Consider the following 23,186-nt stretch of genomic DNA (forward strand, 5'->3'; position numbering starts at 1 on the left):
ATTTTACAATCTGTTTAACAGTATAGTAGCTTACTTCGCGCCGTAGTCTTTGATCGAAAAACTGGTCGCGCCAATTATCATTTCGCCAAAATTATCTGACTTGCAGGAGCCGCCGATTTGGTTTTCGGCCGGGTAGTAGCGCTGGGCCTTGATGTTCGTAATTTCCTGCTGGGCGTTGCGATTAAAAACCGTAACGACCACTTTGTTTTTGTAGCGTTTGACCACCTCCTGTTCCGCAGCCCGAATATCAGCGTCGGTTGAGGTACGTACAATTTTAATGGGCTGATCGAAGCCAAACAGTAGCGCTGCCCCGAGCATCAGCGGGACGAAAAAACCTTTCTTCATGACAGTTGGTCTGGTAACGGTTAAGGGCAACAGCGCACGCCCGTTGTGCAGACCAAATGTCACAAATTCCCCAGTAAAATAGATAACCGATCAACTAATTTAATTGCTGGCGTCTACGTAGTCCAGAATCTGTTTGATCTGCTGATCGGTGAGGCTGGCGAACGAGGTCATCTGCACCTGCCCGTTGTCGTTGAACACCTTCACGGCGTAGGCGTCGCCGGCGGCAATCAGGGCCGATGAGTTACGAATCCATTTCTGGAGCCACGCCTCGCCGGGGGTACGTTGCCGCACGCCTTTCAGGCCCGGCCCTACCAGTTTGTCAGCCCCGGCGCTGTGGCAGGCAGCACAGTTATTGTTGAAAATATCCTTACCCGCCACGGCATCGGCCGACATCGTTTTAGGCGCGGTTGGCGCGGGTTCTCCAGTTGCGCCCGAACTAGCCGCCCCACCGGCGTCGGCCATCGCGGGCGTCTCAGTAGGCATCAGAAAAACCATCACGACAACGAGTGCCAGCATGAGCATAACAGTGGCAACCAGGCCATACAGGGCCGAAATAAGGGGGCGGAGTTGATTGGGATTGATCATAAAAAATAGGAAAACGATAAGCGGTAAATTGAAAAGAGGCGACGAGAGAGCACAGCCGAGTGGCGGGTGCAGACGCTTTACTTTAGCACCTGCACCTCAATAGCCGAGTTGCCATAGACCCGGTGCGTTTGCTTCTGGAAATCAGTAGGATTAGCCAGGAATATATTGGGTACGAAGGTCTGCGGGTTACGGTCGATGAGCGGGAACCAGGTGCTCTGAACCTGAATCATCAGCCGGTGGCCTTTTTTGAACGTGTGCAGCACATCCTGTAGCCGGAAGGTCACGCTGGTGGGCTCGTTGGGCTTGAACGCCTCGGGTGCCGAGAAGGAATTACGAAACCGCCCGCGCATGGCTTCCGAACGTACCATCTGCTGGTAGCCGCTCAGAATGATGTTTTTGTTATGCATGTACGGGTGGTTGGGTTCATCGCCGGGGTACACGTCGATGAGTTTGACAACCCAGTCGGCGTCAGTACCGGTGGTGCTCACATTCAGCTTGGCCGTGATCTCGCCGCCCAGCGTCAGGTCTTCCGTCAGTACGTCGGTCTGGAAGGTCAGCACGTCGGGCCGGCGACCGGCAAACCGCTGATCTTCCGACATATAGTTGAAGGGCGTAAAGTTTGCGGTCGTGGTGTTGTCTTCCGTGTAAGGCACCGGCTTGTTGGGGTCGCTCACGAATTCGGAAGCAGCCAGCGTAGCGGCCTGTTTGGTCAGGCTACCGTTGGCGGCGAGGTAGAACGTCTGCGTCTCGGCATTGGCGGCGGGCCACTTGTCGAACGTTTTCCACTCTTTCCGGCCCGTATCGAACAGGTAGGCTTCGGGCAGGTCGCTTTTGCCGTCGCCTTTGAGGTGCGCCCGGAAGAATTTAGCCTCAATGTTTCGCTGGTAGAACGTAGCGATGCTATCGCCAAAGTAGATGTTGCTGTGCAGCGTGTGGCCCGTCTCGGCCGACCAGCGCCCGTGCCCGAAAGGCCCCATCACCAGCGTGTTGGCGGCCATGGTGGGGTTGTTTCGCTCCAGCGTTTTGTAGATGTTCAGCGGGCCGTAGAGGTCTTCGGCATCGAACCAGCCGCCCACGGTCATCACGGCGTGTTTTACCCCTTTCAGATGAGGCAGGATGCTCCGTTGCTGCCAGAACGCATCGTAGTTGGGATGCGCCATCGTTTCCTGCCAGTAGAAATTGTCTTTGTAGTACCGGTCGGCGTTTTTCAGCGGCCCCAGGTCCAGCTGCCACTGGTAGCCATCGCGGGTGCCGGTTTTGATCATCTGATCGTCGTACCACGATTTGGTCGTGGGGGCCGGGTGCTGCACACCAAAAACCGGGAATGTGAACAGATAGGCCTGAATGAACGCGCCGTTGTGGTGGAAATCGTCGAAGAAAAAGTCGCTGACGGGGGCCTGTGGCGACGAGGCTTTCAGGGCCGGGTGGGCATCGGGCAGGGCGGCGGCGGTGTAGAAACCGGGATAGCTGATGCCCCACATACCTACACGCCCGTTGTTGTTGGGTACGTTCTTCAGCAGCCACTCGATGGTATCGTAGGTATCCGAGCTTTCATCTACCGACAAACTCGCCGGACTAGTGGTCTTGCTGTTCGCTTTTCTCTTTTTGGAAGCAGCTGGGGCCGCCACCGCGTCGGGTACGTTGGGCGTCATGTTGGTCCAGGTGCCTTCGCTCATCCAGCGTCCGCGCACGTCCTGATACACCACAATGTACTTCTCGCGCATCATCGTGGCTGACGGACTAATGAGCGGACGGTAGGCATCGGGGCCGTAGGGGGCCACGCTGTAACAGGTACGTTGCATCACCATCGGGTATGTGTTGGCAGCCGAGGCGTCGCGCGGGACGTAGACGATCGTGAACAGCTTCACGCCATCGCGCATGGGAATCTGGTATTCGTACTTCTGGTACAGGTCTTTGGTGGTGGCGGGCTGGGCATAGCCAACCAAAACGATCAACCAACAGCCAAGCAGGCTGAGCAAACGCAGAGGCGTATTTACAGGCGTAGTCACGAGACGTGGAAGGGTTGAGGAGAAACTGTAGCGACGAATCTGGGCCAAAGCTACTCAATCAACAGTTTCTGCACGTATACGTCGGTGCCACTTTCCACCCGAATCAGGTACGTTCCGGTGGGCGCTTCGGGCAATAGCAGCGGTGCTTCGGTCGCCTGTTGTACGGTTTGCCGCTTGTGAACAAGCCCCCGCAAGTCGATTAGTTGCACGGTTCCGGTGGTAGGCTGGGCAAACTGAAGCGTCACCTGCCCGTGGGCAGGGTTGGGCCATAGCCTGAATTTGGCCGCCGGTTCGGGGTGGGTGGCCAACAACACGAGCGTGGTGCCCGACGCCGTTGCCGCCGCCGACTGGGTTTTGTCGCCAAAGGCCGTCAGGCGGTATTGATAGGTGGTACTGGGCGACAAACCCGCATCGACGTACTGCGTCATACCGGCCTCGAAGCGTATTGTATAACTATAGGTCGCTTCGCCTGTTTTGCGGCGTTCGAGCCAGTAATAGGCCGCACTGGGTACGGGTTCCCAGTTCAGCCGCAGCGTATCGAAAGCCACGGCTGTGACACTCAACGCGGAGGCGGCGAGCAGCGCAGGCGTTTGGGCGGTCTGCGTGCCGTAGGGCGATTCGGTACGGTCGCCCAGCGCCCGGAGCCGATAGGTGTAACGGGTGCCGGGTGTCAAAAGCGTGTCGCGAACGGTACTGACGCCCGCCCCATACGTACCTACCGTCTGAAATGACTGCCCGGCGGCCATGCGCTCGAGTTGATACGCCGTCGCCGCGGGCACCGACGCCCACCCCAGACGCAGGGCATTATTGTACAGCACCGTTACCGACAGCACGGGTGTGCTCAGCAGCGTAGTGGTCGTCGCGCTCGTCACCCCATAGACCGATTCAGACAGCGCACTTTTCGCCTTCACCCGATAGGCATAGGCCGTTCCCGGTGCCAGCGCCGTATCGACCAGCGTAGTCACGGCGGAGCCATACGAACCGATCACGCGGTAGGACTGTCCGTCGGTCATGCGTTCGAGCTGATAGGTGGTCGCCGTGGGTACGGCCGTCCAGGCCAGCCGAATGGCGTTGGTATACACAACCGTGCTGCTCATGGTTGGCGTAGCGAGCAGGCCGGGCGTCTGGGCGTCGACGCGCACAATGGGTGATTCGGTACGGTCGCCATAGGCCTGTAGCTGATAGGTATATGTAGTGCCCGGCTGCAAACCGGCGTCGCTCACGGCCGTTACCGACGCCTCGAACGTACCCAGCGCGACCAGCGCCGACGTACCGGTTTTGCGCCCCAACTCGTAACGGGTGGCGTTGGCAACGGGCTTCCAGCTTACCTGTAGTGCGTCGTTGAATTGGGGCGCTACAGCCAGTTCGGGGGTGGGCAGATAGGCAGGCGTTTGCACCGTTACCTCCGCATACGGTGAGTCGGTGAAACGACCGGTTGCTTTGAGCCGGTAGGTATAGCGCTGCCCAGCCATCAACAAACTATCAGAAAACGAGAGCGTCGCGGGCGGGAGCGTGGCCACGGCCGTGAAGCTGGTTTCGGCCGGGGCCCGCCGTTCGAGACGATAGCTTTGGGCGCCGGCAATGGCTTGCCAGTTGATACGGATGGCGGTAGCATAGGTGCCAATGGCCTGCAACTCGGGTGTTGTTAGCACCGCTGGCGTCTGCACGTCGACCTGCGCGTAGGCCGATTCATCGTCGCGCCGAATGGCTTTGATGCGAAACGCATAGGCAGCACCGGGCGGCAGGTCATCTACCACAAATGCCTGTTGGTCGCGGGTCAGTTGGGCCAGCACAGCAAATGAAGAGGCCGAGGGGCCTTTTGCTTCGAGCACGTAGCCAGTCGCCCCCACCACGGTCGACCAGGTAAGCCGCACCGAGGCCGCCGACACTACCGACGCCGACAGCGATGGTGTAGCCACGGATGAGATGTCGGCGGGCCCGTTGGCGGCGATAGGTATGTCCAGAAACGACAGCGCCCGCAAACCCCGTTTGTTGGTCAGGTAAGGGCCGCGATACGGGTAATCGGGCTGTTGGCTGGTGTAGGTTGCGGGCAGGTACGTTACCTTACTGGCACCCGAGGGGCCGTTCAGTTTCAGGATGATCCGGTTCTCTTCGGCCCGGCCGCTCTGTACGCTGCCTGCCTGCCCGTCGAGGTACAGAAACTGCTTTAGTTGCAGGCTTCCCCGCGCGTCGGTCCAGTTCATGCGCTGGCCGGGATTGAATTGCAGCGTGATTTCGTCGCGGGCGGCGGTCGAGAAATAAGCCTGCCGCAGGTTGGGCGCGTCGATGTTATCCTGATCGGGATCGCCGTAAAAATCGCGGCCAATCAGGCGGGCCACTTCCTGGGCATTCTGGTCGTAACCGGCGTCGGAGTAATGCAGCCCGTCGAAACCCTCCGTGCCCACCGAGGCCACCACCTGAATATCAGGGTAGGTACGTGGTAACGTCCGTTGCGACTCACGCACGAACGGCGCCGCCGCCACCGCCGGGTCGATGATATCGATCTGGTACACGTAAAACTGCTTCACCGAGGGCACATCGGTTTTTAGCTGTTGGTAATAGCGCCCAAACCAGTTGAGCCAATCGGAGCTTTCGCCATAGCCTTCGGTTTCGCCCTGCCGGTAGACCCAGGCCGTAACGGCGTTGGCCACGCCCGCTTTTTGCAGCCGGTAAAGCAGCCGCCCGTAGCCCGTGTTCAGATCAGCGGGGTTCGTAGCCGTGCGCTGCGCCTGCTCATACATCGACGACCAGTGCATGGCTCCGTTGATGAGGCAGGTGGGAATGCCGTATTTCTCCAGAATGTATTGCTGAATGCCAAAACCGAGGTTACCCACGTTCTGCGTGTAGAGCGTCTGATTCGACAGGGCCCAGGCCGTATCGGCCGGGTTATACACACCTTTGCCGTAGTTCTCGCTGATAACGCCGAAGGTGCGGCAGAACTCGTTGGTGCGCGTATCGCGGAAAAACGCCCCGGCATTCGACTGCCCTGCCAGGACAAACACGTCACCTGCCACGATGTTGGCGCGCGTCGTAACGTTGAGCGAATCGCCCCCTTTCCACAGCGTTACGCTGACGTCATACTCGGCTTTTTCGGCCCGGATAGGCAACGGGTCGATCTGGAACGCCGCGCCGTTACCGGCGTAGATCAGCGGCACCCGCCGGGTGGCCATTGGTTGCTTGTTGCGAAAGAGCCGTACCGAAATGGCTTCCCAACCCGCTTCTTCGACTCGCCCCGCTACGGGAATGAGCGCCATACTCTGGGCATTGCGCGGGTAAAGCTGGTAGGGCTGGGGCAGTTGGTGGAACGTGACCGGCCCGATGCGTTGCGCCTGAGCCGCCAGACTAAGGAATCCGACCCACCAAAAAAATATGAACTGAATAATCGACCGACGATAAAACTGTTTCATTCAGGCTGCTAAAGTCGAGTAAATGTTTCTGCTAAATAAACCTACGATTACATAGCCACCTTAGATCCTTCTGGTTCTCTATGTTTAAAATTGATTAAACCGCCTATCTCGCCCGCCGAAACCACCAGTTAACTAAATAGAAAAAAATAGGCCAAAGCAGTAATGGTTTTGCTCCATAGTACTTGTCTATGGAAAAATAGACCAATTCACAGGAGGGCGATGGCGACGAATCAGGCAGATCGACAGGGCAGACCGGTCCCTATACGCATAGCGGAGGATGCCTCCGATGCGACCGGTACGCCAGACTCAGAGGTGTTCATCAGAAACACCTTTGCCACCGACCCTCGCCTGGGCTGCGAGTTGCTGTTTCGGCTCTACTACCAGCCCCTGTGCAGCCACGCCGTTCGGTTTGTGGGCGCGCGCGACGTGGCGCAGGATCTGGTGTCGGAGGTTTTCTGCCGGTTTTATACGAATCAGGTGTTTGCCAACATCACCACTTCCTACCGGGCTTACCTCTACAAAACCGTTCGGCATCAGGCCTACAACTACCTCCGCTGGGAGGTGAGCCGGCAAGCCGACCTCGCCTCGGCCGAAGGCTTTTCGACGGGTGAATCGCAGCAGCCCGACAACGTAACCCAGTACGAAGAATTGTATCAGGACGTGGAGGCGGCCATCAATTCGCTGCCGATGCAACGACGGAAAATCTACCTCATGCACCGCTTCGAGGGGAAGAAGTACGGCGAAATCGCCGATGAGCTGCACCTGGCCCCCAAAACGGTTGAATCCCAGATTCGGAAAGCCAGTCATTTTCTGCGCGACCTGCTGCGGACCAAGTGGACGCTGTCGATCCTCACCCTGTTAACGCTCTCTGTATGAACACGACTGTCAGCCACGAGCTTCTGTTCGACTACTTCGCCGGGCGGGTGACGGCCCTGCAACGGGAAACGATTGCCGACTGGCTTCGCGACCCCGCCAACGAAGAAACCTTCTACCGCTGCCTCGACGAATGGGAACGCCGCAAGCCCCAGTACATCGCCAACCTGACCGACGCGCTCCCTACCTACCGCGCCTTTCTGGAGCAGACACAGCCCCCAGCCGCCGCTGTGGTCCCGGAGGCTGTAGCGCCAACGGCTCCGTTTCAGGCTGTTCGGCGTAGTTGGTTTTCCCGCAACGGCCTCATCGCCGCCTCCCTGACGCTGGTGCTACTGGCGAGCGGCTGGCTCCTGCGCGACCACCTGCTGTATCAAACTATCCAGACGGCCTACGGCGAAACCCGGTCGCTGCAACTGGCCGATGGCAGCACGGTGGTGCTCAATGCCAATTCGTCGTTGCGGGTGCCCCGGTTTGGGTTCGGGAAGGCGATCTGGGGCGAAAAAAGCCGCCACGTTCAGCTGACGGGCGAAGCCAATTTTGCCGTCGTCCACACACCCGACGATCAGCGGTTTGTGGTGCACACGGCCAAAGGGCTCGACGTGGTGGTGCTGGGCACGGAGTTTACGGTGTTTGCCCGCCCCCGCGAAACCAAAGTGGTGCTGGCCAAGGGTAAAGTGCTGGTGAACTACCCCACCTCGGCCCGGAGAACGGAACAGCTGACGCTCAAGCCCGGCGACGTAGTAGCCCTCGACAGCGGCGGGCGGCTCCAACGCGCCACCACGCCCAAACCCCGCGACTACGCGGCCTGGCAACGGCACGAATTCATTTTCAACAACACCTCCCTGCGCGACGTGGGACAGCTGCTCACCGACAATTACGGCCTCCAGGTACGTATCGTGGGCGACGACCTGGCCCGCCAGACCATTACCGGCTCGTTCCACGCCGAAAATGCCGACGAATTGCTTCAGGCGATTTCCGATGTGCTGGGTATCAACGTGGTGCGCCACGACCAGCAGGTAGTCCTTAACGATAACAACGCATAAACCCCAGTACCATGAACCGATTCATTTACTCACTCCGGCTGGTTTGTCCGATGGCTGCGCTCTGGCTCCTGAACGGGTCGCCGGGAATGGCGCAGGCGATGGCCCGCATGCATACCGTATCGGCCAATTCGATGGCGTTTTCGGCGCAACAGATGACGGCGTCCCGCCAGTTGAAAGACGTACTGATCGAACTGAAATCGCACTACAACGTCGATATTCTCTTTGCCGACCGGCTGGTAAACGGCCTGACGGTGTCACAACGGCTCGACTGGTCGGCGGCGCTGGAACGCAACCTCGATCTGGCCCTGCAACAAACGGGGCTGCGGTACAAAAAAGTAAAGGCAGGAACGTACCTGGTTACCGAACGCAAAACACCGAAGGTCGGCGCCCGATTTCCCGACGGCCAACCGCAGCCCGAAGCCGACCCACTAGCTTCCCAAACGGAGCGTAGCAACTTCGGCGAGATTGGTCAGCTGGCCCTCAAACAGGTCGACCGGGCGGCGGAGATCATCGTGCGGGGGCGGGTGACCGACGCTGAAAAAGGCGAAGCGCTACCCGGCGTCAGTGTGGTCATCAAAGGCAGTCTGCGCGGCACCACCACCGACGGCAACGGATCTTTTCAGCTCGGCGTCCCCGACCAGAACACAACACTGGTCTTTAGCTTTGTAGGCTACGAGCGCCAGGAAGTGGCCGTCGGTAACCAGACGACCCTCAACGTCGCGCTGGCGGTGAGCGACAAAACGCTCAATGAAGTGGTGGTAGTCGGCTACGGGCAGGTAAAGAAAAGCGACCTGACGGGCTCAGTGGCGACGGTGCCGGTCGATGAAATTCGGAAAGTAGCCGTTACCTCGCTCGATCAGTCGTTGCAGGGCCGGGCCGCCGGGGTACAGATCACTCAGAATTCGGGCGCGCCGGGCGGCTCAACCACCATCCGGATCCGGGGCGGCAACTCCATTCAGGGCGACAATGAACCGCTGTACGTGATCGACGGCATTCCGTTCAAAAACGACGGGGCGGGCAGCGGCTCCAGCTTCAACGTACTCAGCACGCTTAATCCCAACGACATCGAAAGCATTTCGGTCCTGAAAGACGCCTCCTCGACGGCCATCTACGGCTCGCGCGGGGCCAACGGCGTGGTGATCATCACGACGAAACGGGGCAAAGCTGGCAAATCGACCATTAACCTCGACGTTTATTACGGCGTTCAGACCGTGCGGCGGAAATACCCCGTATTGAACGGTCGCGAATACGCTCAGTTTGTCAACGACGCCAACACCAATGAAGGGCGCGCGCCGGTTTACACGCAGGCGCAGGTCGACGCCTTTGGCGAGGGCACCGACTGGCAAAACGAGTTATTCAGGCAGGCACCCATTCAGAACTACCAGCTCTCGTTCAGCGGGGGCGACGAACGTACCCAGTATGCCATTGGCGGCGGCTATTTCAGGCAGGGCGGCGTGGTCGTCAACTCCGATTTCGACCGGTATTCGTTTCGTGTCAACCTGGACCGGAAGCTGACCAACCGCATCAAGATCGGCAACAGCCTGACGATCAACCGGACCGTCACGAATCAGTCGCGCACCGACGGTGACCTGGGTAGTGCGGGGCTGGTAACCATCGCGGCGCTGCAATTCCCGCCCATCCTGCCCGTTTACAATGCCGATGGCAGCTACCTGCTCGGAGCGTCGAACTTCACAGCCGACAACCCGGTGGCGCTGGCCCGCGAGAGCCGCAACCGCAACACCGCCTTCCGGGCCTTTGGCAATGTCTTCGGCGATTACCAGATCATCGACGGGCTGAACCTGCGGGTGCTGCTGGGTGTCGATGCCATTTTGCAGAAACAGGACAACTACCTGCCCCGCTCGGTGTCGAGTGGGCTGGCGCAGGGCGGGTCTGGGTCTATCTTCAACGGGCAGGCCATTACCTGGCTCAACGAAAACCTGCTGACCTACAACCGCACCATCAACACAGTGCACAGCGTCGGGGCACTGGTCGGTTTCACGCAGCAGGCCAACCGCTCGGAGAGCAGCACGGCGGCGGCACGGAGCTTCGTCAACGATAACCTCAGTTCGGGTAACCTGGGCTCGGCAGCGGTGCCGCTGTCGCCCTCGTCGGGTATCGGCACCTGGGGGTTGCAGTCGTATCTGGCGCGGGTCAACTACGGCTATAAAGACAAATACCTGCTCACGGCCAGCATCCGGGCCGATGGGTCGTCGCGCTTTGGGGCCAACAAGCGGTACGGCTATTTCCCGTCGGCGGCGCTGGCGTGGCGGGTGAGCGAGGAAGCCTTCCTCAAAAACGCCCGCGCCCTGAGTGATTTGAAGCTCCGGGCCACCTACGGCTCAACCGGCAACCAGGATGGTATTGGCAACTACCCGGCCTATTCGCTGTTGGGCACGCAGAACTACGTTTTCGGCAATGCCGTCGCCACGGGCATTGGACCGGCGCAGATTGCTAACCCCGACCTAGGCTGGGAAACCACCACGCAGGCCGACCTGGGCATCGATCTGGGGTTGTTCAATAACCGCATCACCATCACCGCTGATGCTTATTGGAAGCAGACGAAAAACCTGCTGCTGAGCGTGACCATCCCAAGCACGTCGGGCTATTCGAGCGCAATCAAGAACTTGGGCAGGGTCGAGAACAAGGGGTTTGAGTTGGGCATTTCGTCGCGCAACGTCGACAAGGCGTTTAAGTGGAATACCGACCTGAACCTGGCCATGAACCGGAACAAGGTGCTGGACATTGGCGGAGCGCCGCAGATTTTCGCCGGACAGGTAGCCAACATCGGGCAAAACCTTAACTCGGGCATTATCCGCGTCGGCGAGCCACTGGGGTCGTTCTTCGGGTACGTTACCGACGGCCTTTACCAAACACCCGACGAGCTGACGGCGCTGGCCGATCCGCAGGCCCGCAAACCCGGCGACCGCAAATACGCCGACCTGAACGGCGACAAAAAGATCGACGACAACGACCGCACCATCATTGGCCGGGCGCAACCCAAGCTGGTGGGTGGCCTGAACAACACCTTCAGCTATAAGGGACTCGAACTGACCGTCTTCTTCCAGGGCGTATATGGCAACAGCATCCTGAACGCCAACCGGTTCGAGTTGGAATACCTCAACGCCACCACCAACCAGACCCGCGACATCCTGAACCGCTGGACACCTACCAACACGAATACCGACGTACCCCGCGCCTCGACCACCCGCCCCGCCAACCGCATCTCGACCCGGCAGATCGAAGACGGTTCGTACCTGCGGCTGAAGAACATTCAGCTGGCCTACAACCTGCCATCGGCGGCGCTGCGGGCGCTGAGTATCCAGTCGCTGCGGGTGTATGTGGCCGCCCAGAACTACCTGACCTTCACAAACTATTCGGGCTACGACCCCGAAGTGAACCGGTTTGGGCAAGACGGCCGTAGTCAGGGCTTCGACTACGCCAGCTACCCCGCCGCCAAAACGATTCTGTTTGGTCTGAACGTCGGATTCTAAACGAATACCCCACAAAACCATGAAAAAGATTCTCTCTATTCTGTGTCTGCTGGTCTCGCTGACCGCCTGTGAGGTACTGGAACAAACCCCTGAAGCCACCTTCACGCCCGCCAATTTTTACCGCAACGCCGACGACGCCCGCGCTGCCGTCAGCACCATCTACGACCCGTTGGGTTCGTCGAACCTGTACGCACAGGTGATGTGGATTATCCAGGACCAGGCGACCGACGATGCCGAGTGGGGCAACGGCCGGTCGACGGCCAACCAGCCGAAGAACGACCTCGACAAATACACGTTTACGCCCGCTACCAGCACGTTTCAGTCGGTCTGGAGCACGGTGTATCAGGCCATCAACCGGGCCAACACGGTCATTGCTAGGGTGCCCGCCATCCCGATGGACGACGCGCTAAAAAACCGGTTTATTGCCGAGGCCAAATTCATGCGGGGTTTCTACTACTTCACACTGGTGCGGCTGTTTGGCGGCGTGCCGCTGCAACTCACCGAAACCACCTCGCTCGACAACCTGAACGTAGCGCGGGCATCCGTCGATGATGTGTATAAGCAGGTGGTTCAGGACTTTACGGAAGCCGAAGCCGTGTTGCCAACCACCTACAGCGGTGCCGACCGGGGCCGGGCTACGCAGGGCGCCGCCAAGGCGTTTCTGGCCAAAGTGTACCTTACCCGGCAGGATTGGCCCCGCGCCGCGGCCAAAGCCAAGGAGGTAATCGACCTGGGTGTATACGATCTGTGGGCTACCTTCGGTGAAGCGTTTCTGATCGCCAACAAAAACGGCAAAGAAGCTGTCTTCGAGATGCAGGCACTCGGTGGCGGCGTAGGCGAAGGCAGTTGGATGCAGGGCTACATGCGCCCCAATTTCGACCGAGTCAACGGCGTAGCGGGTTTTGGCGATGACCCCGCCACGGAAAACCTGTACAAAACATACAGCGCCGCCGACAAACGCCGCGACGTCACCATCAAGCTGTATTCGGCCACGACAAACCCGGCGGCGCCCGCCAGCGTGCTCTTTCCTGGGTACGTTTACAAATACCTCGACCCGTCGGCCACGGCCAACGGCGAAGGCAGCAACAACTTCCCCATCATCCGCTACGCCGACGTGCTGCTGATGTATGCCGAAGCGCTGAACGAGCAGGGCGCGGGCAATGCCGAGGCCTATGCAGCCCTTAACCGGATTCGCCGCCGGGCCGGGCTAGCCGATCTGTCGGGACTGACGCAGGCGGATTTCCGCGAGGCCGTACTGCTGGAACGGCGCCTCGAACTGGCTTTCGAGGGGCACCGGTGGTATGATCTGGTCCGGACCAAACGGCTCATCAGCGCCATGAAAGCCCAGAACCCCAGCATTCTGGTCGAAGACCGGCACTACCTGCTGCCCATTCCCCAAACCGAACGCGACGTCAACCCCGCCCTGACCCAGAACCCGGGTTATTAATCGCGACTGACGGGCGCACGTACCCACGGATTGATTCATGAAACGCCGGACTTTTCTACAAACCACCCTCGCCTTGGCGCCGTATGGTGCCGGGGCAGTTGGTCCTTTCACGCACCAACCCACCGATAACGCGGTGGTTTTCAACGCGGGCGTGGGCGGCAACAACACCGTCGACCTGCTCGCACGCATCGATGCCGACTGTCTGGCGCAACACCCCGAGCTGACCATCCTGATGATTGGCACCAACGATGTCAACAGTCGGAAGCACGTACCTATCGGCGCCTACGGGCAAAACCTACGGCAGCTCTGCACCAAACTCAAAGCCGCCCGCAGCGAGGTCGTGCTGATGACCATTTTGCCGGTATACGAACCTTACCTGATGACACGCCACGACCCCAATTTTTACAAGCCCGAAGGACACCCCGCCCGCACAAAGCAGCTAAACCAGCTGATCCGCGACACGGCCACGTCGTTTGGGTTGCCCTGCCTCGATATGCACCGTGTCTTTGCCACAGTGGGCAACATCGGCCTCGACCGGAGCAGCCTGCTGAAGAACGAGGCCAACAGCGGCAAAACCGACGGCGTTCATCCTACCCCCGACGGCTACCGGCTCATGGCCGTTACAGTGTACACCTTCCTGACCCAACGGCAATTGCTCAGAAACCGAATCGTGTGCTTCGGCGACAGCATCACCAAAGGCGATGCCGACGACCAAACGTACCCAGCCTACCTACAGCGGCTGATTGCCGGGTAGGCGGCCGCTCTCTTTTCGTTTTGACTCTAAACTCAATCGTATGATTTCCTTATCGCGTAAGCGTTTTCTTCTGGCGGCCTTCTACAGTTTGTCTATGAGCCATATACGGGCGCAACCGGCTGTTCGGCAGGCCGATGTCATCATCTACGGCGGCACCTCGGCGGCGGTCACGGCAGCGGTGCAGGTGAAAAAGATGGGCAAAACGGTCATCATCGTTTCGCCCGACAAACACCTCGGCGGGCTGTCGGCGGGCGGGCTGGGCTTCACAGATACGGGCAATAAGGAAGTAATCGGCGGGCTGTCGCGCCAGTTTTACCAGCGGCTGTATACGCACTACCAAAACGCCGACTCGTGGAGATGGCAAAAGCCAGGTGAGTATGGCAACAAAGGGCAGGGAACCCCCGCCATCGACGGCACCAACCGGACGATGTGGATCTTCGAACCCCACGCGGCCGAGCGTGTCTTTGAGGATTTTGTCCGGGAAAACAAACTCACCATCTACCGCGACGAATGGCTCGACCGAGCCGCGACAGGTATATCTAAAAAAGGCAACGCCATCCAGTCGTTCCGCACGCTGAGCGGCCACGAATACCGGGGTAAGATGTTTATCGACGCCACCTATGAAGGCGACCTGATGGCAGCCGCGGGCGTAGGCTACCACGTCGGGCGCGAGGCCAACAGCGTCTACGGCGAAGAGCACAACGGCATTGAAACCGAGGTGTTTCACCACCGCCACCATTTCATGATGAACATCAGCCCGTATAAAATCGCGGGTGACCCCACGAGCGGCCTGCTGCCCGAAGTGTCGGCAGACCCACCGGGCGAAAAAGGCGCAGGCGACAAGCGCATTCAGGCGTATTGCTTCCGGATGTGCCTCAGCAATCACCCCGACAACCGCATTCCTTTTCCGAAACCAGACGGCTACGACCCGGCCCGTTACGAACTACTGACGCGGGTGTTTGCATCGGGCTGGCGCGAGACATTTGCCAAGTATGACCCCATTCCGAACCGTAAAACCGACACCAACAACCACGGGCCATTCAGCACGGATTACATCGGCAAAAACTACGATTACCCCGAGGCCACCTACGAACGCCGCCGCGCCATCATCCGCGATCATGAACGGTACCAGAAGGGGCTGATGTATTTTCTGCAAAACGACCCACACGTACCTGCCGATGTGCACGAAGCCATGCAACAATGGGGCCTGCCGAAAGACGAGTTTACCGACAACGGCGGCTGGCCGCACCAGCTTTACATCCGCGAAGCCCGGCGCATGCTGGGTACGTTCGTGATGAAAGAAGCCGACGCGTTGGGCAAAACGCAGGTACCCAACCCCATCGGGATGGGCTCTTACACACTCGATGCACATCAGGCGCAGCGGTACGTAAAAGCCGACGGGTACGTGCAGAACGAAGGCGACATCGGCGTGCACCCCGACAAGCCCTATTCCATCGCTTACGGGTCGATTCTGCCTAAAGAAGCTGAATGCAGCAACCTGCTAGTGCCGGTTTGCGTGTCGGCCAGCCATATCGCCTACGGGTCGATCCGGATGGAGCCGGTCTTCATGATTCTGGGGCAGTCGGCAGCCACGGCGGCGGTGCTGTCTATCGACAACAAAGTGTCGCCGCAGCGCCTGCCATACGACAAGCTGAAAGCCGTTTTACTCAAAGACGGTCAACGTCTGACGAATTAGTTGTCATTAGATAGGTGGTGTCAGGTTGGGACGGTCTGACGTTCCGGGCTGACACCACGCTCCCATCCGGCAGCCTAACTTTTGGCCGTTATCGCTTTCTATTCGTCGGGCTGCACCTATTTTTGGTCAGCAGACAAACAGAACAACGATTCAACGGATGTGAACATGGCTTTTTCGGACAAACTCAAGCAGCTTTTCGGCCTCGGGGCACCACCCGCCGCTACCCCACCAATGCCCGACGAGCCTGTCAACCGGCCCCGGGCCACACCGCCGCCCGCTCCTGCGACCACATCGGCCCCCAAACCGCCCCCGGCCCCACAGCGCCGCGAGGAACTGTTCCGGTTTCTGATCGAAAAGCTGACGCCCTACGCCAACGAAACCGATAACGCACCGCTGGGCCTGCGACTCTGGGTACGTTGCCCCACGCCCGACGAGGTGCAGCTCATGCAGGTCGTGCTGTATGCCAATCAGCCGGGCCGCTTTCAGGAAGAACTGAGCCGCCACCTGGCCAACCACTACATTGCGCTGGCCCCCAACTGGCTCTTCGAATGGCAACTGGTCACCGACGAACTCCCCGCCGACTGTACCTATCATCAGGGTAATTTTGGGCTGATGGTCGTATTCAAACCCGTAGCGACGGCGGTGCATCCTACCCAGCTTCGGCTACGCGCCCTCACGGGCCAAACCGCCGAGACCGATTACCTGCTCGATCCCTCGCAGAAACTAACGTATTGCGTAGGGCGAGGGGCCACCGTTGAGACCGCATCGGGGCGCATCCGAACCAACGACATTGTGTTCGTCGATCCCGAAGAGCCCGCCTTCGACCCGCGCCGGGGCGAGGTCAATCAGGTGGTGAGCCGCCAGCACGCCACCATCAAATTCGACGAGACCGCGCGCCGTTACCGCCTCTACGTCGACCCCGGCGGGCTACCCACCAACGGCAACAAAACCAAGATTCTGCATGCCAACGATACCCTCGAACGGGCCGATATGCCCGGCGTCGGCTACCTGCTCGTCCCCGGCGATCAAATCGAACTCGGCGGCGAAGTCAAACTACTGGTAGAGTAATCTCATAGTAGCCGTCAGGCATCCCCCCTCCCCTTCCTTTAAGGGGAGGGGCAGGGGGTGGGGTGGTCCTCACCGCACATCGGCGTACCAGCGCTTTAGTTTGGCGGGCGGGTAGCCAATGCCCCACAGAAAGCCGATGGTCAGGTAGATGGCGTTGGCTTTCCAGAAACCCCACTTCGCCACACGCCGGTCCGACGATTCGACCAGCCGGCTTACCTGCCGCACGCGCCCGTACCGCACCAGCTTGAGCAGCAGATCGGCCTCCTCCATAATAGGCATATCGTCGGCGTAGCCCCCGATGGCCAGGAACTGCGCACGGCGGCAAAAGATGGCCTGATCGCCGAAGAGCAACCGTGCCCCACGAAAGAAAAACAGGTGCGGCCTGAACAGCAGCGGGGCGTAGTAGGTTTTCAGGAAATTGTGCAACGACGTCAGCCAGCGGGTTTGCGTGGGGCCACGCATGATGGAGATGAAGCCGCCCGCCGCCACTTTTGGGCAAGCTAGCGTCTGTCCAATCACGTCCAGCGCATCGTCGGGCAACGTAGTGTCGGCGTGCAGGAAACAGAGTAAATCGCCCTGCGCGCGCTGCGCCGCCTGGTTCATCTGCGTAGCTCGCCCCAACCGGTCGCAGCAAAGCAGGTGCAGGTTGGGCCAATCAGCCTGGGCCGCATGGACAAGCGCCAGTGTCTGGTCGGTGCTCCCCCCGTCGGCTACCCACACATCGACGGGCTCGGGGCAGAGTTGGCGCACTAAACGCAGGGTGCGGGGCAAATCGGCCGCCTCATTAAGCGTAGGAATGATAATCGATACAGACACCATGTTTCAATTTATACCGGGCGTGTTGCTTAAACAGCTGTACACACGCAGTAGCTTACAAAACACGCCAACGGGCTTTACGTTCACCCTTAAAAACCGACTGGCCGACGCCCAGTTTACCGGCCTGCAACGCGCCCGTATCGACGGCATCGACTACCCAGCCGATACGTTCCAGCTCATTCCCGATACGGGTGAGGCCGTCCCGGTTGCCGCCATTACCCCAGCTCAACCCCTCCCCTTTCCACTGCGCAAATCGGTGCGGGTGGTGGCGCAGGCCGCTCAGCTGTCGCCCGGCAGGCATCAACTCGAAATCACGCTGCACACCAAACCGTTCGGCACCATTACGCTGCGCGTCGACGACGAATTACAGCCCGGCCTCTTTGGCGAGACCGACGCGCCGACCGCCCCCGCAACGCTGGGCATTCCCCGGCAGGCCGACGATTACACGCCCGATGCGGTCGCCGAGCGGCAACGATTCCTGGCGGAACGTACCCAGACACAGCCGCAGCACCTGTTCAAGGCATCGTTTGTGCCCGACACCGTGCGGCGGAACATCGAAAATTTTGTTGGCGTTGCGCAGGTGCCCATCGGGCTGGCCGGGCCGTTGCGCGTGAACGGCGAATTCGCCCAGGGCGACTTCCTGATTCCGATGGCGACAACCGAAGGCACCCTGGTGGCAAGCTACAACCGGGGCATCAAGCTCATCAACGGCAGCGGCGGCGTTACCTGCACCGTTCAGGACGACGCCATGCAACGGGCACCCGTCTTCGAGTTTGCCAACGCCCGCGCCGCCCGCGACTTTGTGCGCTGGATCGAAGCGCGGCAGCCCCAACTAGCCGCCGAAGCCCAGACGACGTCCAGCTACGCCAAACTCCGCTACGTAGATACGTACCTGAACGGCAAACTGGCGTTTCTGCGCTTTGGCTACACCACCGGTGATGCGGCGGGCCAGAATATGGTGACGAAAGCTACGCTCGCGGCCTGCAACTACATTCTGGAGCAGTACCCCGAAGGCCAGATTCAGCACTTTTTTCTGGAATCGAACATGGCAACCGACAAGAAGCCGTCGCAGATCAACGTGCTGCGGACACGCGGCAAACGGGTTACGGCGGAGATCACGATCCCGCGTGCTTTATTGATCCGGGAGTTACAGGTTGAACCGGAGCAGCTCCACCGGCACGCCCGCGTGGGGCAGGTGGGTGCGTGGCTGGCTGGCACCAACAACAACGGCCTGCACTCGGTCAACGGGCTGGCGGCGCTGTTTATCGCCACGGGTCAGGATGTGGCGTGTCTGGCCGAATCATCGGCGGCCATCGCCTATTCCGAGATTCTGTCCAACGGCGATCTGTATGGGTCGGTAACCTTGCCCTCGCTGATTGTGGCCACGCACGGTGGCGGTACGGGGCTGCCCACTCAGCGCGAATGCCTCGAACTGATGGACTGCTACGGACCGGGGCAGGTCATGAAATTCGCCGAAATCGTGGCGGGTGTCGTCGCAGCAGGCGAGCTATCGCTAGCCGCCGCCATCTCCTCCCTCGACTGGGTGTCGAGCCATGAGGTGAAGAGGAATGAATGATGTATGATGTATGATGTATGATGTATGATGTATGATGTATGATGTATGATGAATAATGTACGATGCACAATGTACAATAGGCCTTGCGGCGGATCGCTAACGCCAGAGTAAGACGCGTCAGCCATTGTACATTGTACATTGTACATCGTACATTATTCATTAAAAATTACCCGCGCCGAGGTTACGGAAGGCCCAGGGGATACCGGCCAGAATAAGGGCGAGGCCGATGCCGTAGAAGATGCCCACGAGGCGGTGCTTCTGCGTGTCGTTGGTGGCGCGTTTCGAGCGCGAGTAGCCGACCGTGATCAGCGCGATGGCCAGCAGCATGATGGTGATGTGCTCGACTGAGTAAAACCGTACGATGCGGTCACTCATGCCGTCGAAGTTGACTTTAGGGCTGATGAAGTACAGAATCAGGCCCAATACCAGTTGGAGGTGAACGGAAATGAGGGTAAACAGGTACAATTTCCGGTTGCCGTCGGTAAACGACTGATTCCCCATCCAGCGGCTTACCGATACAAAAACGGCCGCCACCAACAGCAGCAGGGCTACCCAGCGAAGCCCGGAATGGGCGTGAACTAATCCAGAATACATGGTGTAATGTGAGCTAATGTGAACTGGGTGCAAAGAAACGACAATGATTCTCTACAACATCACAATGAACGTCGATCTGCGGATTGAACGGGAGTTTTTACGCTGGATGAAAGACGTACACGTACCCGACGTCATGAATACGGGCCTGCCCATCAACAACAACGTACTGAAGCTGCTCACCGAAATCGACAATGGCGGCGCAACCTACACCTTCCAGTACTGGTTTCAGACGATGGAAGACTTCCTGACTTACCAGAGCCGCTACCAGCCCGCCCTGCAACAACAAGTCGCCGACCGCTACACCAACCGCTACACCTCCTTTCGTACGCTACTGGAGGAAGTGTAAAGTAGGTTCAATGTCCAATGTCCAAGGTTCAAAGTTGGCTGGCGCGTACTACTCTGGTGCCAGCCAACTTTGAACTTTGAACCTTGGACATTGAACTTTAGATTACCTCAAATAGACCCCTTCCCGCTCTTTGTCACTCAGGATCACTTCGATGTGTTCGTTGAGCGTTGTGGCCAGTTCGAGGCCAATGAAATCGGCGGCAATGGGGTAGCGCGGGTGGTTCCGGTTGACCAGCACCGCCACCTGAATTTTCCGAACCGGCACCGACAGGAACGGTTGCAGGCTGAAGGCCAGCGTCCGGCCTGAGTAGAGCACGTCGTCAATCAGCACCACTACTTTATTGCTGTAATCCGCTACCGGGTCGGGCAGGGTCATCTCGGGTTGTGTCGTCTGCGTTTTATCGATCGTCAGTTGCACCAGCGATACCGCAAAGGGGGCAATCTGCCGGAGTTCTTCGGCCAGCCGCCGGGCCAGTTCGTAGCCTTCGCCCGCGACGCCCGCCAACACCAGCGCCTTCTCGTCAAAATTGGTTTCGTAAAGCTGACTGGCAATACGCCGGATTTTCTGTTGAATCTGCGTCGCGGTCAGAATAGGAGTCACTGCCATACAAAGGATAGGCCAAAAGCCAGAATTAAGCTGCAATTGTACTATAAAGACGCTGGATTTCGCCCCTACGATCAGGATATCGATTGTATTCGCCGATTATCACATGTTTTCATATGTTACCATCGCCGCTAATTGGTAATAGGATTCTGGCACAGTTTTCGCCTACTAGCTAGTCAGTACATCACCATTCACTTCCTAGTCAATACAGTTTTCCAAAGCGTTTATGAAGTCGTATTGTCTATGGCTCATCAGTTGTCTGCTCTGGGTTAGTATGTCGTGTTTTTCGTCGGAAGCCAACCCGACACAGGCGATCGGCGACTCAATGCGGCTGGGCGAAGCCAATCGGTTGGCCTCTTATTTTGACGCAAATCTTGAGTTACGCATTGATCCGTTTGGGGTTGATTACCCGTCGGTTCGGGCCAGTCAGGCGGAGTTAATCATGCGGTCGTTTTTCAAAAAATACCCGCCCCGCCATTTCCAACCGTCAGATCAGGGGCTAACTCCTCACCTGCGGTATACCACCGGCACCTATTGGTCTGGCTCACAAGCGTTTCGCGTCAATGTGCTGATGCGCCAAACAGCTCCAGGCAAATACCGCATTCATTCCATTCAGGTCAACGAGTAGGTCTGTAGTAAGGCCCCCGACCTGATGTAAAACCCAAGCTTGTGGCTATGACGCAAAAAAAAGTTGCTGACAATGAACCTTCTATTATGCTCATCGTCAGCAACTTACTAATTAATTTGGTTCTTACCGGATATCAAGCAGCTCAATCGTTTTCACCTGCTGCGTAGCACCCCAGCCGCATTGCAGTGTGGTGGTTTGGCCCGTTTCACGATACCGGATTGTCACGTCTTTGCTACCCATCCAGTAGCCATTGCCCGATGCGGCCACCTCGGCCTGAATTAGCCGATCCATCAACGGGCGGGTAGCTGGCGTCGGCAGGCGGATGTAGGTACGTGAGTCAGAGGAGGTACCATCCGTCATGAGCCATAGGTGTGCATTACACCCATCAACGGGCAGGTTGTCGCCACGCAGAGTAGCGCTACTTTCCAGCACGTCGCCTCCCTCCGGGTTGAGTGTCGTCTTATTGGTACAGCTCAACAGCGATGTCAGGAGAAATACAAAGATCCAGCGAGTCATAGCCATGTGTTGATTTTCGTATAAGACCCACGCCGCCCACAAAAGGTTGGACCGTCCAGTTTCTTCCGTCAGGCTTCCACAAAATCGAGGTCTTTGGCAAAGGTTTCTTCCATACGACTCAGCGACCAGAACGCCAGCGCGAAAATGACAGCGCCTAGCACGCCCGCCGCGCCCAACGTACCCAGGCCTGGTTTCATGGCCTTGAACGCCAGCGTCATCGGGATCAGCATACCCCGCACAATACTCGGCACCGAGGTCGTGGCGGTGGCGCGTAGGTTAGTGCCGTATTGCTCGGCCACCATCGTCAGATACATGGCAATATACCCCGTGCAAAAACCGAGCAGCGCCATCACGACATACAACGTACCTGGCGTCTTAAGCCCGCCAAACAGGTAGATGCCGCAGAGTGTCAGACTGGTTAACAACAGGCCAGTTACGGCTCGTTTGCGCGACCGAAGCCATTGGCTGATTGGCCCCGACAACAGATCGCCCACGGCCAGCCCCACGTAGAGCAGCATTACGCACCGCCCCGGATCAATCGTTGTGCCAATCGCCATCGCTTCGCCAAATTCGTTGGCAAAGGTGGCCAGAATACCCACCACAAACCAGGTCGGTAGCCCCAACGCCACGCAACGCAAGTATTTGACGGCCTGCCGTCTGCTGCTGAAAAAATGCAGAAAATTACCCCGATCGACTTCGTGGCGCTCCTGCTTCAGATTAGTAAACAGGCCCGATTCAAACACGCTGACCCGCAGTAGCAGGAGCAGTAGACCCATGATGCCGCCCACAAAAAATGCCGTTTGCCAATCGAACAAACTGTTGATGATGTAGGCCATCCCGGCGCCCAGATAGCCCGTCCCGGCCACTACCGACGTACCAAACCCGCGAATCGCCTTGGGCAGAATCTCAGACACCAGCACCATCGCCGCGCCAATCTCGCCCGACAGCCCCACACCCGCCACAAACCGCATCAGCGCGTAATAATCGGTGGGTGCCATAAACCGAACGACCGGCACAAATCCGCAGGCAATGTTAGCCAGCGAGTACATGATGATCGAGCCGAACAGCACCGACATCCGCCCCCGCCGGTCGCCGACAATGCCCCACAGGATACCGCCAACAAGCAGCCCCGCCTGCTGACAATTGAGGATGAATGCGCCCACGCTCGATACGTCGGCTTTGCTCAACGCCAGCGATTGCAGGCTAGGTACCCGCACAATGCTGAAAATGAGCATGTCGTACACGTCGACAAAGAACCCAAGCGCCGACACAATCACGGGCAGCGAAAACAAGGTAACGTAGGGGCGCTGAGGCATTTTTACCAGCTAATGAATGGTGCTATACGGATGAAAATGTACAATGAATAATGTACGATGTACAATGGCTGGC

Annotated in this window: 19 protein-coding genes; 10 read left to right on the forward strand and 9 right to left on the reverse strand. The window is 58.6% G+C overall.

The features are described 5' to 3' along the window. Positions 1-30: 30 nt before the first annotated feature. The 4 genes from ACAW74_RS10230 to ACAW74_RS10245 all read right to left on the reverse strand — a co-directional run bounded on the left by ACAW74_RS10230 (position 31) and on the right by ACAW74_RS10245 (position 6,346). Positions 31-345 carry a hypothetical protein gene (locus ACAW74_RS10230; protein ID WP_370698100.1) on the reverse strand — a complete coding sequence of 105 codons (315 nt, stop codon included), beginning with the start codon at positions 343-345 and terminating at the stop codon, positions 31-33. 99 nt (positions 346-444) lie between these two features. Then, positions 445-930: a c-type cytochrome gene (locus tag ACAW74_RS10235; protein ID WP_370698101.1), complete on the reverse strand. Its 486-nt coding sequence runs from the start codon at positions 928-930 to the stop codon at positions 445-447. Between the two features lie 77 nt (positions 931-1,007). Beyond that, positions 1,008-2,939: a CocE/NonD family hydrolase gene (locus tag ACAW74_RS10240; protein WP_370698102.1), complete on the reverse strand. Its 1,932-nt coding sequence runs from the start codon at positions 2,937-2,939 to the stop codon at positions 1,008-1,010. Positions 2,940-2,989: 50 nt separating this feature from the next. After that, positions 2,990-6,346 carry a T9SS type A sorting domain-containing protein gene (locus ACAW74_RS10245; protein ID WP_370698103.1) on the reverse strand — a complete coding sequence of 1,119 codons (3,357 nt, stop codon included), beginning with the start codon at positions 6,344-6,346 and terminating at the stop codon, positions 2,990-2,992. 219 nt (positions 6,347-6,565) lie between these two features. On the opposite strand from ACAW74_RS10245, the gene ACAW74_RS10250 reads away from it, so the two are divergent. From ACAW74_RS10250 to ACAW74_RS10280, 7 genes are all read left to right on the forward strand, one after another. Beyond that, on the forward strand, positions 6,566-7,222 hold the full coding sequence (locus tag ACAW74_RS10250) for an RNA polymerase sigma-70 factor (protein ID WP_370698104.1): 657 nt from the start codon (positions 6,566-6,568) through the stop codon (positions 7,220-7,222). Beyond that, a complete protein-coding gene (locus ACAW74_RS10255) occupies positions 7,219-8,262 on the forward strand; it encodes a FecR family protein (RefSeq protein ID WP_370698105.1) in 1,044 nt (347 codons plus the stop codon). The genes ACAW74_RS10250 and ACAW74_RS10255 overlap by 4 nt, the downstream gene beginning before the upstream one ends. Before the next feature lie 11 nt (positions 8,263-8,273). Beyond that, entirely contained in the window at positions 8,274-11,753 is a 3,480-nt protein-coding gene (locus ACAW74_RS10260) for a SusC/RagA family TonB-linked outer membrane protein (RefSeq protein ID WP_370698106.1), read from the forward strand. A gap of 19 nt (positions 11,754-11,772) precedes the next feature. Next, on the forward strand, positions 11,773-13,200 hold the full coding sequence (locus tag ACAW74_RS10265) for a RagB/SusD family nutrient uptake outer membrane protein (RefSeq protein ID WP_370698107.1): 1,428 nt from the start codon (positions 11,773-11,775) through the stop codon (positions 13,198-13,200). A gap of 37 nt (positions 13,201-13,237) precedes the next feature. Beyond that, positions 13,238-13,954, forward strand: coding sequence for an SGNH/GDSL hydrolase family protein (locus tag ACAW74_RS10270; RefSeq protein ID WP_370698108.1), 717 nt, complete (start codon positions 13,238-13,240; stop codon positions 13,952-13,954). 94 nt (positions 13,955-14,048) lie between these two features. Further along, entirely contained in the window at positions 14,049-15,650 is a 1,602-nt protein-coding gene (locus ACAW74_RS10275) for an FAD-dependent oxidoreductase (protein ID WP_370698109.1), read from the forward strand. Between the two features lie 165 nt (positions 15,651-15,815). Further along, complete coding sequence (locus ACAW74_RS10280) at positions 15,816-16,718, forward strand: FHA domain-containing protein (protein ID WP_370698110.1); 903 nt, start codon at positions 15,816-15,818, stop codon at positions 16,716-16,718. Positions 16,719-16,787: 69 nt separating this feature from the next. Here the strand turns inward: ACAW74_RS10280 and ACAW74_RS10285 are convergent, their stop codons facing one another. Further along, a complete protein-coding gene (locus ACAW74_RS10285) occupies positions 16,788-17,537 on the reverse strand; it encodes a TIGR04283 family arsenosugar biosynthesis glycosyltransferase (protein ID WP_370698111.1) in 750 nt (249 codons plus the stop codon). Between ACAW74_RS10285 and ACAW74_RS10290 the strand changes: the two genes are divergently transcribed. Further along, positions 17,536-19,110 carry a hydroxymethylglutaryl-CoA reductase gene (locus ACAW74_RS10290; protein WP_370698112.1) on the forward strand — a complete coding sequence of 525 codons (1,575 nt, stop codon included), beginning with the start codon at positions 17,536-17,538 and terminating at the stop codon, positions 19,108-19,110. The two genes, ACAW74_RS10285 and ACAW74_RS10290, sit on opposite strands and share 2 nt — an antisense overlap. A 159-nt stretch (positions 19,111-19,269) precedes the next feature. Here the strand turns inward: ACAW74_RS10290 and ACAW74_RS10295 are convergent, their stop codons facing one another. After that, the gene (locus ACAW74_RS10295) at positions 19,270-19,704 is read right to left on the reverse strand and encodes a cytochrome B (RefSeq protein WP_370698113.1); all 435 of its coding nucleotides are present in this window, start codon (positions 19,702-19,704) and stop codon (positions 19,270-19,272) included. A 43-nt stretch (positions 19,705-19,747) separates the two neighbouring features. Here ACAW74_RS10295 and ACAW74_RS10300 point away from each other — a divergent pair, with 43 nt between their 5' ends. Next, complete coding sequence (locus tag ACAW74_RS10300; protein WP_370698114.1) at positions 19,748-20,050, forward strand: DUF4286 family protein; 303 nt, start codon at positions 19,748-19,750, stop codon at positions 20,048-20,050. 102 nt (positions 20,051-20,152) lie between these two features. On the opposite strand, the gene ACAW74_RS10305 is transcribed toward ACAW74_RS10300, so the two are convergent. Next, positions 20,153-20,656, reverse strand: a complete 504-nt coding sequence (locus ACAW74_RS10305) for a phosphoribosyltransferase family protein (protein WP_370698115.1) — start codon at positions 20,654-20,656, stop codon at positions 20,153-20,155. Positions 20,657-20,879: 223 nt separating this feature from the next. Between ACAW74_RS10305 and ACAW74_RS10310 the strand changes: the two genes are divergently transcribed. Next, positions 20,880-21,281: a DUF4783 domain-containing protein gene (locus tag ACAW74_RS10310; RefSeq protein WP_370698116.1), complete on the forward strand. Its 402-nt coding sequence runs from the start codon at positions 20,880-20,882 to the stop codon at positions 21,279-21,281. Between the two features lie 123 nt (positions 21,282-21,404). Here ACAW74_RS10310 and ACAW74_RS10315 read toward each other — a convergent pair whose 3' ends face one another. Then, entirely contained in the window at positions 21,405-21,797 is a 393-nt protein-coding gene (locus ACAW74_RS10315) for a hypothetical protein (RefSeq protein WP_370698117.1), read from the reverse strand. A gap of 68 nt (positions 21,798-21,865) precedes the next feature. Next, positions 21,866-23,113, reverse strand: coding sequence for an MFS transporter (locus tag ACAW74_RS10320; protein WP_370698118.1), 1,248 nt, complete (start codon positions 23,111-23,113; stop codon positions 21,866-21,868). Positions 23,114-23,186 lie beyond the last annotated feature (73 nt).

Origin of the sequence: Fibrella musci (genome assembly GCF_041321105.1) — a bacterium.
GTDB lineage: Bacteria > Bacteroidota > Bacteroidia > Cytophagales > Spirosomataceae > Fibrella > Fibrella musci.